15 protein-coding genes and 1 other annotated feature are annotated in these 13,003 nt (G+C 55.6%); of the genes, 13 read left to right on the top strand and 2 right to left on the bottom strand.

The window, feature by feature from the left end:
- Positions 1–10 precede the first annotated feature (10 nt).
- Positions 11–904 carry a fructosamine kinase family protein gene (locus ACNY69_RS10450; protein WP_418798222.1) on the bottom strand — a complete coding sequence of 298 codons (894 nt, stop codon included), beginning with the start codon at positions 902–904 and terminating at the stop codon, positions 11–13.
- Positions 905–1,007: 103 nt separating this feature from the next.
- The gene (ghoS, locus tag ACNY69_RS10445; RefSeq protein WP_367395440.1) at positions 1,008–1,301 is read right to left on the bottom strand and encodes a type V toxin-antitoxin system endoribonuclease antitoxin GhoS; all 294 of its coding nucleotides are present in this window, start codon (positions 1,299–1,301) and stop codon (positions 1,008–1,010) included.
- 351 nt (positions 1,302–1,652) lie between these two features.
- Here ghoS and ACNY69_RS10440 point away from each other — a divergent pair, with 351 nt between their 5' ends.
- The 13 genes from ACNY69_RS10440 (at position 1,653) to ACNY69_RS10380 (ending at position 12,857) form a co-directional block, all read left to right on the top strand.
- Complete coding sequence (locus ACNY69_RS10440; protein ID WP_111139093.1) at positions 1,653–2,414, top strand: DUF481 domain-containing protein; 762 nt, start codon at positions 1,653–1,655, stop codon at positions 2,412–2,414.
- Positions 2,415–2,656: 242 nt separating this feature from the next.
- A complete protein-coding gene (gene thrS / locus ACNY69_RS10435) occupies positions 2,657–4,585 on the top strand; it encodes a threonine--tRNA ligase (protein WP_111139092.1) in 1,929 nt (642 codons plus the stop codon).
- A 3-nt stretch (positions 4,586–4,588) separates the two neighbouring features.
- Positions 4,589–5,140 carry a translation initiation factor IF-3 gene (gene infC, locus ACNY69_RS10430; RefSeq protein WP_111139091.1) on the top strand — a complete coding sequence of 184 codons (552 nt, stop codon included), beginning with the start codon at positions 4,589–4,591 and terminating at the stop codon, positions 5,138–5,140.
- Positions 5,141–5,239: 99 nt separating this feature from the next.
- Positions 5,240–5,437, top strand: coding sequence for a 50S ribosomal protein L35 (gene rpmI, locus ACNY69_RS10425; RefSeq protein ID WP_004157374.1), 198 nt, complete (start codon positions 5,240–5,242; stop codon positions 5,435–5,437).
- 44 nt (positions 5,438–5,481) lie between these two features.
- Positions 5,482–5,838 carry a 50S ribosomal protein L20 gene (gene rplT, locus ACNY69_RS10420; RefSeq protein ID WP_006118956.1) on the top strand — a complete coding sequence of 119 codons (357 nt, stop codon included), beginning with the start codon at positions 5,482–5,484 and terminating at the stop codon, positions 5,836–5,838.
- Positions 5,839–5,956: 118 nt separating this feature from the next.
- Positions 5,957–6,082: a sequence feature (Phe leader region), on the top strand.
- Positions 5,962–6,006 (top strand): pheST operon leader peptide PheM, encoded by a 45-nt coding sequence (gene pheM, locus ACNY69_RS10415; protein WP_106120997.1) that lies wholly within the window; start codon positions 5,962–5,964, stop codon positions 6,004–6,006. It overlaps the preceding feature by 45 nt.
- Before the next feature lie 71 nt (positions 6,083–6,153).
- Positions 6,154–7,137, top strand: a complete 984-nt coding sequence (gene pheS / locus ACNY69_RS10410) for a phenylalanine--tRNA ligase subunit alpha (protein WP_111139090.1) — start codon at positions 6,154–6,156, stop codon at positions 7,135–7,137.
- Between the two features lie 14 nt (positions 7,138–7,151).
- Positions 7,152–9,539 (top strand): phenylalanine--tRNA ligase subunit beta, encoded by a 2,388-nt coding sequence (gene pheT, locus ACNY69_RS10405; protein ID WP_293769828.1) that lies wholly within the window; start codon positions 7,152–7,154, stop codon positions 9,537–9,539.
- 4 nt (positions 9,540–9,543) lie between these two features.
- The gene (gene ihfA / locus ACNY69_RS10400) at positions 9,544–9,846 is read left to right on the top strand and encodes an integration host factor subunit alpha (protein WP_003853259.1); all 303 of its coding nucleotides are present in this window, start codon (positions 9,544–9,546) and stop codon (positions 9,844–9,846) included.
- Between the two features lie 158 nt (positions 9,847–10,004).
- Positions 10,005–10,988: a vitamin B12 ABC transporter permease BtuC gene (gene btuC / locus ACNY69_RS10395; protein ID WP_111139112.1), complete on the top strand. Its 984-nt coding sequence runs from the start codon at positions 10,005–10,007 to the stop codon at positions 10,986–10,988.
- A gap of 46 nt (positions 10,989–11,034) precedes the next feature.
- The gene (locus ACNY69_RS10390; protein WP_111139088.1) at positions 11,035–11,580 is read left to right on the top strand and encodes a glutathione peroxidase; all 546 of its coding nucleotides are present in this window, start codon (positions 11,035–11,037) and stop codon (positions 11,578–11,580) included.
- Complete coding sequence (btuD, locus tag ACNY69_RS10385) at positions 11,581–12,330, top strand: vitamin B12 ABC transporter ATP-binding protein BtuD (RefSeq protein ID WP_111139087.1); 750 nt, start codon at positions 11,581–11,583, stop codon at positions 12,328–12,330.
- A gap of 68 nt (positions 12,331–12,398) precedes the next feature.
- Positions 12,399–12,857 (top strand): NlpC/P60 family protein, encoded by a 459-nt coding sequence (locus ACNY69_RS10380; protein ID WP_111139086.1) that lies wholly within the window; start codon positions 12,399–12,401, stop codon positions 12,855–12,857.
- The last annotated feature ends 146 nt before the right edge of the window (positions 12,858–13,003 follow it).

The following is a 13,003-nucleotide window of genomic DNA, read 5'->3' as shown; positions in this document are numbered from 1 at the left end:
GCGGTTGCCGTCAGGCCGGTTTGGCCTGACGGAGGCTGTACGCCTCTTCTTCCAGCAACTGGTCAATGGCGAACTGCGCGTCGTCAGGCCAGTGCCCGCCAAACACGTTGGCCCGGTTCAGCAGATAGTAGAGCTGGTAGACCGGCAGACGCTGCGAAAAACCGTCCGGCAGCGGCCACGCCGCCTGATAGCCCTCGTAAATCTGGCGGGGCAGGTCGGGAAACCAGCTCAGCATGGCCAGGTCACACTCACGGTCGCCCCAGTAGCAGGCGGGATCAAACAGCCAGGGCCCGCTGGCGCTGTTCGCGCAGTTGGCCGGCCAGAGATCGCCATGCAGCAGCGACGGCTGCGGATGATGTGACGCCAGCACCCGCTGAACCGAGGCGATGATCCGTTCGGTGTCACCGTAGTGAAGCCCTTTTTCCGCCGCCAGCTGCAGCTGCCAGCCGATACGCTGCTCGGCAAAGAACACTGACCAGCGCCGCAGCCAGCTGTTGGGCTGCGGCGTCGTCGTAATGTTATTGTCGAAATCGAGGCCAAACTGGGTCTGTTCGCTCCACTGATGAAGATGCGCCAGCTGCTGACCCAGCTGCCAGGCACTCTGCTCATCCAGCGGCTGCGGCCGGATATACTCCATCAGCAGAAAGCTCCCTTCGCGGTGATGTCCCACGCCATAGACCTGCGGCACCCGGACCGTGCCGGTGCGCGCCAGCAACGCCAGCTGATCGGCCTCCCACGTAAAGAGTGAGAGCATCTCGCGGCTGTTACTTTTGACAAAGACGTCGTGATCACCGTAGCGGATATGCCAGGTGGGATGGATATCGCCGCCCGCAAGGGCGTGACGTTGCGTGATTTCGGCGTTGCCTAACTGCTCGCTTAACAGACGACTAATGGCTGACCACATAGGGTTGTCCTCTTTATTCGCTGCGTAAGTACGATGGTATGCCTGAATATTCACCAAAACCGGCGCGATTGCACCCCTTATTCTGCGCCCGGGTCACAAAACATTACTGCGGGGTGTCGTGCAGATAGGCCTCAAGGGTCATCAGGGTCACGTCAGGCTTCTGACCCAGCACACTTTCACCGGCTGCCGTAACCTGCTGTCGCAGATCCTCTTCCGCCAGGGTCGTGACAATGCCATAACTGTTGGTGCCCAGTTCATGAGGATGGCCCTCTTCATCCATCAGCGTGGTGCTGAACCCGGCGGCGGTCATTGCGCTGGTCAGCTCCAGGATGTCACTCAATCCCGACTCCTGATAATGAAAGGTTACGATATAGCGGGTCAGATCACTGTTGCTCATAAGGCACCTCCGGGAAAAGGAAACTGAACTGAGCGTAGACCATGGTGAAAAAACAGGCGAACGGCAGCGGCGAGGGCGCGCATCTGAGATGACGCTCAGCGTAAAGGTCTGTCAGCGGTGCGCCAGGCAGGCTGAAAAATCTTCTGCCGTAACGGCTATCTTTTCGGTCGGGCGGCACTATAATGCGCGACGTTAATCAGATGAGTCCCAATTAACACGGGTTGCCAGGGGCATTATCGGCGTTTTTTGTAAGTTAATAATTTTTTACAAAACTTACCGTAAATTGCATTGAATGGCTGGCAAAACGCTTCAGACTCTCCGTTTTTTAAACAGTCGCTCGGATCATATTTAATGAAAGCCTATAACAAGCTGTCTGCTGTTCTTTTGCTCTCCGCTGGAGCTTTTTGTCATCAGGCACTGGCCGATAACGCCGTATTCACCTCAATGGATGACCCTTCCACGGCGAAAAAGCCGTTTGAAGGTTCTGCTTCAGCGGGCTATCTGGCGCAAACCGGTAATACCACCAGCTCTTCCCTGACTGCCCAGACCAACATGACCTGGTATCAATCATCGATGGCGTACAGCTTGTGGGGTAACGCAGCCAACACCTCGTCCAACGATGAGCGCTCTTCTGAGACCTACAACATCGGCGGTCGTTCACGTTACAACGTCAGCGCCTATGACTACCTGTTTGGTCAGGCGAGCTGGCTGAGCGACCGTTTCAACGGTTATGACTCACGCGATGTCCTGACCGCCGGTTACGGTCGTCAGATCCTGAACGGCCCGGTGCACTCGCTGCGTGCGGAATTCGGTCCGGGTGTGCGTTATGACGATTACCATGCGGGTGGCCATCAGACCAAAGCGCTGGGCTACGGCGCAGTCAGCTACCAGTGGCAGCTGACCGACACCACCAAATTTATTCAGGGTGTCTCGGTGCTGAGCAGCTTCGGCGAAGATACGACGGTCAACTCCGAAACCGGTCTGCAGGTCGCTATCAACAGCCACTTCGCGCTGAAGCTGGCGTACAACGTGACCTGGAACAACAATCCGGCGGAGTCTGCGCCAGATCGTACCGATACCAAAACCTCAATCATGCTCTCTTACGCGATGTAAGCGCATTTTTGCGGCAGGATCCCCGGCGGCCTGACATTGTGTCAGGCCGCTTTTTTTTGTTCGCTCCACGGCTTAGCAAAAAGGGGATGGTTTTTCTCGCCGGGGAAAACTGCTATTATCTGCCTGCACTGTGAGCCTGGCGATATTCCGACAATGTGGGTCTGATATTACGCCAGGTCAAACCTCTCATGACATTGCATGTAGGCTTTCGTGTGGCTTACCACTGCAAATAAGGATATGAAATGCCTGTAATTACGCTTCCTGATGGCAGCCAGCGCGTGTTTGACCGCCCTGTCAGTGTGATGGATATTGCACTGGATATCGGTCCCGGTCTGGCAAAGGCCTGTATCGCGGGTCGGGTCAACGGAGAACTGGTTGATGCTGTCGATCCCATTACCGAAGACGCCGCCGTTGCGATCATTACCGCTAAAGACGAAGCGGGTCTGGAAATCATCCGCCACTCCTGTGCGCACCTGTTAGGGCATGCGATCAAGCAGCTGTGGCCCGATACCAAAATGGCGATTGGCCCGGTTATCGATAACGGCTTCTATTATGATGTCGACATCGACCGCACGCTGACTCAGGAAGATATCGACCTGCTGGAAAAACGCATGCATCAGCTGGCTGAGACCAACTACGATGTGGTGAAGAAAAAAGTCAGCTGGCAGGAAGCGCGTGATGTCTTTGCGGCGCGTGGCGAAATCTATAAAACCACCATTCTTGATGAAAACATCAGCCACGACGACAAGCCTGGCCTCTATCATCACGAAGAATATATCGACATGTGCCGCGGTCCGCATGTGCCGAACATGCGGTTCTGTCACCATTTTAAACTGCAGAAAATCTCCGGTGCCTACTGGCGCGGCGACAGCAGCAATAAAATGCTGCAGCGTATTTATGGCACCGCATGGGCAGACAAAAAGCAGCTGGCGGCCTATCTGCAGCGTCTGGAAGAGGCGGCGAAGCGTGACCATCGCAAGATTGGTAAGCAGCTGGATCTCTACCATATGCAGGAAGAAGCCCCGGGCATGGTCTTCTGGCACAACGACGGCTGGACCATCTTCCGCGAGCTGGAAGTGTTTGTCCGCAGTAAGCTGAAAGAGTACCAGTATCAGGAAGTAAAAGGTCCGTTCATGATGGACCGCGTCCTGTGGGAAAAAACCGGCCACTGGGAAAACTACAAAGAGGCGATGTTCACCACCTCTTCAGAGAACCGTGAATATTGCATTAAACCGATGAACTGTCCGGGTCACGTTCAGATCTTTAATCAGGGTCTGAAATCGTACCGCGATCTGCCGCTGCGTATGGCGGAGTTCGGTAGCTGTCACCGTAACGAGCCATCGGGTGCGCTGCACGGTCTGATGCGCGTTCGTGGCTTCACTCAGGATGATGCACACGTCTTCTGTACAGAAGAACAGGTGCGTGACGAAGTGAACAGCTGTATCCGCATGGTTTATGACATGTACAGCACCTTCGGCTTTGAAAAGATTGTGGTGAAACTCTCCACCCGTCCTGAGAAGCGTATCGGCACCGATGAGATGTGGGATCGCGCCGAGGAAGACCTGGCGGCGGCCCTGAACGAAAACAACATTGAGTTTGAGTATCAGCCGGGTGAGGGCGCGTTCTACGGCCCTAAAATTGAGTTCACGTTGTACGATTGTCTCGATCGCGCCTGGCAGTGCGGCACAGTTCAGCTAGACTTCTCCCTGCCAAAACGCCTTGAAGCAACCTATGTGGGTGAAAACAACGATCGTCAGACGCCAGTGATGATTCACCGTGCGATTCTGGGTTCGATGGAGCGCTTCATCGGGATTCTGACTGAAGAGTTCGCCGGTTTCTTCCCAACCTGGCTGGCACCGCTGCAGGTCGTGGTGATGAATATTACCGACGGGCAGGCAGAATATGTTGAGTCTTTGACACGTAAGTTGCAGAATGCTGGCATTCGTGTGAAGGCAGACTTGAGAAATGAGAAGATAGGCTTTAAAATCCGCGAGCACACATTACGTCGCGTCCCTTATATGCTGGTCTGCGGTGATAAAGAGGTGGAAGCTGGCAAAGTTGCCGTTCGCACCCGCCGTGGTAAAGACCTGGGGTCGCTGGATGTTGATCTGTTTGTTGAGAAGCTGCAACAAGAGATTCGCAGCCGCAATCTTCACCAATTGGAGGAATAAAGTATTAAAGGCGGAAAACGAGTACTACCGACGCGTCCGAACAAAATTAACAGTGAAATCCGCGCAACAGAAGTGCGCTTAACGGGCATGGATGGCGAGCCGATTGGCATTGTCACATTACGCGAAGCATTGGAAAAAGCCGAGGAATCGGGTGCCGATCTCGTCGAGATCAGTCCGAATGCCGAACCGCCGGTTTGCCGCATCATGGATTACGGCAAGTTCCTCTATGAAAAAAGCAAATCTTCTAAGGAACAGAAGAAGAAGCAAAAAGTTATTCAGGTTAAGGAAATTAAATTCCGTCCTGGAACCGATGATGGCGACTATCAGGTCAAACTACGCAACCTGATTCGCTTTCTGGAAGATGGCGATAAAGCCAAAATCACGCTCCGCTTCCGCGGTCGTGAGATGGCGCACCAGCAGATCGGTATGGAAGTGCTTAACCGCGTCCGTAAAGACCTGTGTGAAGATCTGGATTTGGCCATTGTCGAATCCTTCCCTTCGAAGATCGAAGGCCGCCAGATGATCATGGTGCTCGCTCCTAAGAAGAAACAGTAGGCTTTCAAGTAGCCATTGCCGTGCAGCGTCCGCGCTGTGCGGTGATGTGTTCGCCTGTCTGGGTCATGTTATCAACAATGCGAAGTGGATATTTTTAAAATGCCAAAGATTAAAACTGTACGTGGCGCGGCTAAGCGCTTCAAGAAGACCGCTTCTGGCGGCTTCAAGCGTAAACACGCAAACCTGCGTCATATTCTGACGAAGAAATCTACTAAGCGTAAACGTCACCTGCGCCCTAAAGGCATGGTGTCAAAAGGCGATCTGGGTCTGGTTATTGCCTGCCTGCCGTACGCATAAGTAAATTTTTTTCATTAATTCAGAATATTAAACAGGAGAGCTAAATGGCTCGTGTAAAACGTGGTGTAGTTGCTCGCGCACGTCACAAAAAAATCTTAAAACAAGCTAAAGGCTATTACGGTGCACGTTCACGTGTTTACCGTGTTGCTTTCCAGGCTGTTATCAAAGCTGGTCAGTATGCTTACCGTGACCGTCGTCAGCGTAAGCGTCAGTTCCGTCAGCTGTGGATCGCGCGTATCAACGCAGCGGCACGTCAGAACGGTATGTCTTACAGCCGTTTCATCAATGGTCTGAAAAAAGCAGCCATTGAGATCGACCGTAAGATCCTGGCCGACATCGCTGTATTCGACAAAGTGGCATTCACTGCACTGGTCGAAAAAGCGAAATCAGCTCTGGCGTAAGTCAGATAGAAAAGGGAGCTTGCTCCCTTTTTTATTGCCTGTAACCTACGCAAAAGATTGACATTTTCGCCGCTGCGCATTTCAATAGTGTCCCGGTATGAGCATGACAAGGTAACTGCAAGCATGAATGCTGCTATTTTCCGTTTCTTTTTTTACTTTAGCGCCTGATATCCGGGGGCTTTTGCGCATAAGAGAAGAAACGAAAAATCGCGCTGAAAGCCTCCCTCGTGGAGGCTTTTTTGTTTCTGGCGCTAGCATATTGGACCGGCAGGTCCCAACGAGAACTGACCAGCCTGACTGGAAAAAGAGGAAATTATGTCTCAACTCGCAGAACTGGTGGCCAGCGCCACGGCGGCCATCGACGGGGCGACAGATATCGCCGCCCTTGACGCGGTGCGCGTCGAATATCTGGGTAAGAAAGGCCATCTGACACTGCAGATGACCACATTACGCGAGCTGCCAGCAGAGGAGCGTCCTGCAGCGGGTGCGGTCATCAACGAAGCCAAACAGCAGGTGACCGATCGCCTGAATGCCCGCAAAGAGGCACTCGAAGCCGACGTACTGAATGCCCGTCTGGCGCAGGAGACCATTGATGTTTCCCTGCCAGGGCGTCGTATTGAGAACGGTGGCCTGCATCCGGTGACCCGCACCATGGACCGCATTGAGACCTTCTTTGGCGAGCTGGGTTTTGCTGTTATGACCGGGCCAGAGATCGAAGATGACTACCATAACTTTGATGCGCTGAACATTCCTGCTCACCATCCGGCGCGCGCCGATCATGACACCTTCTGGTTCGATGCTACCCGACTGCTGCGCACGCAGACCTCTGGCGTGCAGATCCGTACTATGCAGGCTCAGCAGCCACCCATTCGCATCATTGCGCCGGGCCGCGTCTACCGTAACGACTACGATCAGACCCACACGCCGATGTTCCATCAGATGGAAGGGCTGATTGTTGATAAAAATATCAGCTTCACCAACCTCAAAGGCACGCTGCACGATTTCCTGAATAACTTCTTTGAAGAAGATTTGCAGATTCGTTTCCGTCCTTCCTATTTCCCGTTTACCGAACCCTCCGCTGAGGTGGACGTGATGGGTAAAAACGGCAAGTGGCTGGAAGTGCTGGGTTGCGGCATGGTCCATCCTAATGTACTGCGCAATGTTGGTATCGACCCGGAAGTTTATTCCGGCTTCGCCTTCGGAATGGGCATGGAGCGTCTGACCATGTTGCGCTATGGCGTGACCGATCTGCGCGCCTTCTTCGAAAATGATTTACGTTTCCTCAAACAATTTAAGTAAGGGCAGGTTATCCAATGAAATTCAGTGAACTCTGGTTACGCGAATGGGTAAATCCAGCCCTGGACAGCGCCGCGCTGTCTGAACAAATCACCATGGCCGGTCTGGAAGTGGACGGTGTAGAGGGTGTTGCCGGTGCGTTCCACGGCGTCGTGGTCGGTGAAGTGGTGGAGTGCGGTCAGCACCCGAATGCCGACAAACTGCGTGTCACCAAAATCAACGTGGGCGGCGATCGCCTGCTGGACATCGTCTGTGGTGCGCCGAACTGCCGCCAGGGACTGAAAGTCGCCGTGGCGACCGTGGGTGCGGTGCTGCCGGGTGATTTTAAAATCAAAGCGGCCAAACTGCGTGGCGAACCCTCTGAGGGGATGCTCTGCTCCTTCTCCGAGCTGGGTATTTCCGACGACCATAATGGCATCATCGAACTGCCAGCTGATGCGCCGATTGGCACCGACATCCGTGAATACCTGCAGCTGGATGACAACACCATCGAGATCAGCGTCACGCCTAACCGCGCGGACTGCCTGGGTCTGATCGGGATTGCCCGTGACGTTGCGGTACTTAATGGCTTACCGCTGAACGTGCCTGAAATGCAGCCGGTTGCGGCCACCCTGAACGATACCTTCCCGATTCAGGTCGAGGCGACAGACGCCTGTCCGCGCTACCTGGGCCGTGTTGTCAAAGGAATTAACGTCGCGGCGGCCACGCCACTCTGGATGAAAGAGAAGCTGCGCCGCTGTGGCATTCGCTCGATCGATCCGGTCGTCGATATCACCAACTATGTTCTGCTGGAGCTGGGTCAGCCGATGCACGCTTTCGACCTCGACCGCATCAACGGCGGCATCGTGGTGCGGATGGCGAAAGAGGGTGAGAAGCTGACGCTGCTGGATGGCACCGAAGCCAGCCTGCAGGCAGATACGCTGGTGATCGCCGATCATCAGCAGGCGCTGGCGATGGCCGGTATCTTCGGCGGTGAACATTCCGGTGTGAACGGCGAAACCCGTAACATCCTGTTTGAGTGCGCTTACTTCGATCCGCTCTCCATTACCGGCCGCGCCCGCCGTCACGGTCTGCATACCGATGCGTCACACCGCTATGAGCGTGGCGTTGATCCGGCGCTGCAGCATAGGGCAATTGAGCGTGCCACCGCGCTGCTGCTGTCGATCTGCGGCGGTGAAGCGGGTCCGATCATCGATCAGACTCACCAGGCCGCACTCCCGGTTCCGGCGACTATTACGCTGCGCCGCGAAAAACTGGATCGTCTGATTGGTCATGTCATCGCCGATGAGCAGGTCACCGACATCCTGACGCGTCTCGGCTGCGACGTCACCGTGGGCCAGGGCGAGTGGCAGGCTGTGGCACCGAGCTGGCGTTTCGACATGGCGATCGAGGAAGATCTGGTTGAAGAGGTGGCCCGTGTCTACGGCTACAACAACATTCCGGATGTGCCGGTGCAGGCGGGCCTGGTAATGACCCGTCATCGCGAAGCGAACCTGTCACTGAAACGCGCTAAAAACCTGCTGGTGGATAAAGGCTATCAGGAAGCGATTACCTATAGCTTCGTGGATCCAAAAATTCAGCAGCTGCTGCATCCGGGCGAAGAGGCGCTGCTGCTGCCCAGCCCGATCTCCAGCGATATGTCGACCATGCGCCTCTCGCTCTGGACCGGCCTGCTCAGCGCGGTGGTCTATAACCAGAATCGCCAGCAGAGCCGCGTGCGTCTGTTTGAGAGCGGTCTGCGCTTTGTGCCGGATACACAGGCTGATTTAGGCATCCGTCAGGATCTTATGCTGGCTGGTGTCATCAGCGGTAACCGTGTGGAAGAGCACTGGGATCTGGCGCGTCAGACAGTTGACTTCTATGATTTAAAAGGCGATTTAGAGTCGCTGCTCGATTTAACCGGCAAACTGGATGAAATCAGCTTCCGCGCTGAAGTGAATCCGGCCCTGCATCCAGGCCAGAGCGCGGCGATTTATCTGCACGATGAAAAAATCGGATTTATCGGCGTGGTTCATCCTGAGCTGGAACGTAAGCTTGATCTCAACGGCCGCACCTTAGTCTTTGAACTGCTTTGGAATAAGGTCGCAGACCGCGTCCTGCCTGACGCGCGCGAGATTTCTCGCTTCCCGGCGAACCGTCGTGATATTGCGGTTGTAGTGGCCGAAAACGTGCCAGCAGCAGATATCATTGCGGAGTGTAAGAAAGTTGGCGTAAATCAGGTAGTTGGCGTAAACTTGTTTGACGTGTACCGCGGTAAGGGCGTTTCTGAGGGCTACAAGAGCCTCGCAATCAGCCTGATTTTGCAGGATACCAGCCGGACACTCGAAGAAGAGGAGATTGCCGCGACCGTTGGCAAATGCGTTGCGGCATTAAAAGAGCGATTCCAGGCAACCTTGAGGGATTGAACCTATGGCGCTTACAAAAGCTGAGATGTCAGAGTACCTGTTTGAGAAACTCGGGCTGAGCAAACGCGATGCCAAAGAGTTAGTAGAGCTGTTTTTCGAAGAGGTACGTCGCGCTTTGGAGAACGGAGAACAGGTTAAACTGTCTGGGTTTGGTAATTTCGACCTGCGTGACAAGAACCAGCGTCCTGGCAGAAACCCGAAAACGGGTGAAGATATTCCGATTACTGCGCGTCGCGTAGTAACGTTCCGCCCAGGGCAGAAGCTGAAAAGCCGCGTAGAGAACGCTACACCCAAAGAGACTGACTGAATTTCAGCGTTTCAAAAAGGCCGCGCAAGCGGCCTTTTTTCATGATTATCCGCCATCATGCCGCGCCCGCCATCCTGACAGCCTTCCGGCGCACCCACCTTTCTTTTTTCTGCAATCCCTCTACAATCAAATCTCTGTTTTCTCAGCGTATCCCGCTTATGTCTCTGCTCGACCAGCTCGCGCGTCAGGCCGACCGGCGCGGCCAGAAATGGCTGATGGCGCTAGCCCTGATGCTCTCTGCACTGCTCTGTCTCAGCCTCTGCGCAGGAGACAGCTGGATTGTGCCTTCACACTGGCTTACCGAAAGTAGCCGGCTCTTTGTCTGGGAGTTACGGTTGCCCCGCAGCCTGGCGGTGGTGCTGGTTGGCGCCTCGCTGGCGATGTGCGGCGTGGTGATGCAGGCGCTGTTTACCAACCCGCTGGCCGAGCCTGGCCTGCTGGGCGTCTCGAATGGGGCCGGTATTGGCCTGGTGCTCGGCGTGCTGCTGGGTAGCGGGTCATTGTGGAGCCTCGCGCTTGCCGCAATTGCCGGGGCGCTGGTCATTACGCTGATCCTGCTGCATTTTGCGCATCGCCAGCTTTCGACGACGCGGCTGTTACTCACCGGCGTGGCGCTGGGGATTATCTGCAGCGCTATCATGACCTGGGCGGTCTACTTCAGCACCAGTCTCGATCTGCGTCAGCTGATGTACTGGATGATGGGGGGATTCAGCGGGGTTGACTGGCGCTATGGCTGGATGATGCTGGCGCTGTTGCCGGTGATGCTGGCCCTGAGCGCAACCGGCCCGGCTCTCAATCTGCTGGCCCTGGGGGAAACCTCCGCCCGTCAGCTCGGGCTCTCGCTGTTCGGCTGGCGTAATCTGCTGGTGCTGGCGATGGGCTGGCTGACGGGGATCAGCGTGGCGATGGCAGGGGCCATTGGCTTTGTCGGGCTGGTTATTCCGCATCTGCTGCGTCTGAGTGGCCTCAGCGACCACCGCTATCTGCTGCCCGCCTCCGCGCTGGCGGGGGCGGGCGTGCTGCTGGCCGCCGATATTGTGGCGCGGCTGGCGCTGACCTCGGCGGAGCTGCCGATAGGGGTGGTTACCGCCACGCTGGGCGCTCCGCTGTTTATTCTTTTACTGGTGAAATCTTCTCGCTAGTTCCGGCTGGCGACTCTGCATCCACAACTGCATCCAAGGAACTTATATGAACATTTATCAGACTGAACTGGTTACGATCGATGGAGAAAAAACCACGCTGGCCCAATGGCAGGGCAAGGTGCTGCTGGTGGTTAATGTGGCATCGAAATGTGGCCTGACACCGCAATATGAAGAGCTGGAGAATCTGCAGAAAGCCTGGCAGGATCACGGCTTCAGCGTGCTCGGCTTTCCCTGCAATCAGTTTCTTGAGCAGGAGCCCGGCAGCAGCGAAGAGATCAAAACGTTCTGCAGCACCACCTATGGTGTGACCTTTCCGCTGTTTGCTAAGACCGAGGTCAACGGCCCGGAGCGTCATCCGCTCTTTGCTCAGCTGATTGCCGCGCGGCCAGAGGCGGTCCGTCCGGAAGGCAGCGGCTTTTACGAGCGGATGGAAAGCAAAGGGCGTGCGCCAAAAGCGCCAGGCGACATCCTGTGGAACTTCGAAAAGTTTCTGATTGGCCGGGACGGCAGCGTCATCCAGCGCTTTGCGCCGGACATGACGCCGGAAGATCCGATCATTCTGGAAACCATTAAGCAGGCTCTGGCGAAGTAGATGCTGCTGCGCCTGCACCAGGCGGCTGTTCCTGGAAGGCTGCTGTCACTGAGCGGTGAAATCGCCGCGGGCCAGCTGCTGCACGTCGCAGGCCCTAACGGTGCAGGCAAGAGCACGCTGCTGAGTGTGTTAGCGGGACTGCAACCTGCCGCCGGTTCGGTCGTGCTGGATGACCGGCCGCTGGCGGAGTGGCAGGGTGCGGCGCTGGCCAGCGTTCGTGGCTGGTTGCCCCAGCAGCAGGTTCCGCTGAGCCAGATGCCGGTCTGGCACTATTTACGTCTGCATCTTAAACAGGCAGGGCCGCAGGCCGATGCCCGGCTCGGCGCGCTGCTGCAACGGCTTCAGCTGCAGGATAAACTCTCCCGTTCCCTGACACGGCTCTCCGGTGGTGAATGGCAGCGCGTCAGGCTGGCGGCGGTCTGCCTGCAGATCGATCCCCGGATCAATCCGCAGGGACGGCTGTTGATACTTGACGAGCCGATGACCGCGCTGGACATCGGTCAGCAAAAAGCCGTGGACGATCTGATAGCAGAGTTATGCGCGGCGGGCATCAGCGTGGTGGCCAGCAGCCACGATCTTAACCACAGCCTGCAACGGGCCGATCGGGTCTGGCTGATGGATCGGGGACAGCTGATTGCGCAGGGCGAACCGGCAGCGGTTCTGACGCCACAGCGCCTGACACCGCTTTATCAGATCACTTTCCGGCAACTTGAGCTGGAAGGGCGAACCGTGCTGACCGTGTTGCCCTGACACTTGCTACACCGCGGGCTTTACCGCTACATTAAGCCGGTTGCGATTTCTGATAAGGATATTTGGCGATGCGCCTGGGTTTGCTGATTTTAGTGCTGCTGCTGACGGGGTGCACTCATCACGCCCCGCCAGTGAATGGCCGTCTTTCCGATTCGATAACCGTGATTGCAGAACTGAACGATCAGCTCGGGAACTGGCACGGCACGCCATACCGCTATGGCGGCATGAGCCGCCAGGGTGTCGACTGCTCCGGGTTTGTCTATCTGACGTTCCGCGACAGGTTTGCGCTGCAGCTGCCGCGCACTACCTCCGCCCAAAGTGACATCGGCACGCGCATCAGCAAAGATGAGCTGCTGCCCGGCGATCTGGTCTTTTTTAAAACCGGACGCGGTGAGAATGGCCTGCATGTGGGGATCTATGACAGTGACAATGCGTTTATTCACGCCTCAACCAGTCAGGGTGTGACCCGATCCTCACTGGACAATGTTTACTGGCGGAAAGTGTTCTGGCAGGCGCGTCGCATATAAACCAGTACTGCCGAATCAGACTTAAGTCCAATTTTAAATAGAGGTAAAACAGCGGTCATAAGTTTTATTTTAAATGACAGTTATTGAACCTGAGTTTTATTAAGCATAATAAGGGCGGCGTTAATTCCGTTAATAAGTACACTTTT

The sequence above is a fragment of the Pantoea graminicola genome, assembly GCF_048452665.1.
GTDB lineage: Bacteria > Pseudomonadota > Gammaproteobacteria > Enterobacterales > Enterobacteriaceae > Pantoea.
The sequence above is the reverse complement of the archived record's forward strand: the minus strand, read 5'-3'. Positions and strand labels throughout refer to the sequence as shown.

What these genes read in the sequence shown, in the direction of transcription:
- ACNY69_RS10450 (WP_418798222.1), bottom strand. Translation starts at nt 904, where the DNA reads ATGTGGTCAGCCATTAGTCGTCTGTTAAGCGAGCAGTTAGGCAACGCC.
- ghoS (WP_367395440.1), bottom strand. Translation starts at nt 1,301, where the DNA reads ATGAGCAACAGTGATCTGACCCGCTATATCGTAACCTTTCATTATCAG.
- ACNY69_RS10440 (WP_111139093.1), top strand. Translation starts at nt 1,653, where the DNA reads ATGAAAGCCTATAACAAGCTGTCTGCTGTTCTTTTGCTCTCCGCTGGA.
- thrS (WP_111139092.1), top strand. Translation starts at nt 2,657, where the DNA reads ATGCCTGTAATTACGCTTCCTGATGGCAGCCAGCGCGTGTTTGACCGC.
- rpmI (WP_004157374.1), top strand. Translation starts at nt 5,240, where the DNA reads ATGCCAAAGATTAAAACTGTACGTGGCGCGGCTAAGCGCTTCAAGAAG.
- rplT (WP_006118956.1), top strand. Translation starts at nt 5,482, where the DNA reads ATGGCTCGTGTAAAACGTGGTGTAGTTGCTCGCGCACGTCACAAAAAA.
- pheS (WP_111139090.1), top strand. Translation starts at nt 6,154, where the DNA reads ATGTCTCAACTCGCAGAACTGGTGGCCAGCGCCACGGCGGCCATCGAC.
- pheT (WP_293769828.1), top strand. Translation starts at nt 7,152, where the DNA reads ATGAAATTCAGTGAACTCTGGTTACGCGAATGGGTAAATCCAGCCCTG.
- ihfA (WP_003853259.1), top strand. Translation starts at nt 9,544, where the DNA reads ATGGCGCTTACAAAAGCTGAGATGTCAGAGTACCTGTTTGAGAAACTC.
- btuC (WP_111139112.1), top strand. Translation starts at nt 10,005, where the DNA reads ATGTCTCTGCTCGACCAGCTCGCGCGTCAGGCCGACCGGCGCGGCCAG.
- ACNY69_RS10390 (WP_111139088.1), top strand. Translation starts at nt 11,035, where the DNA reads ATGAACATTTATCAGACTGAACTGGTTACGATCGATGGAGAAAAAACC.
- btuD (WP_111139087.1), top strand. Translation starts at nt 11,581, where the DNA reads ATGCTGCTGCGCCTGCACCAGGCGGCTGTTCCTGGAAGGCTGCTGTCA.
- ACNY69_RS10380 (WP_111139086.1), top strand. Translation starts at nt 12,399, where the DNA reads ATGCGCCTGGGTTTGCTGATTTTAGTGCTGCTGCTGACGGGGTGCACT.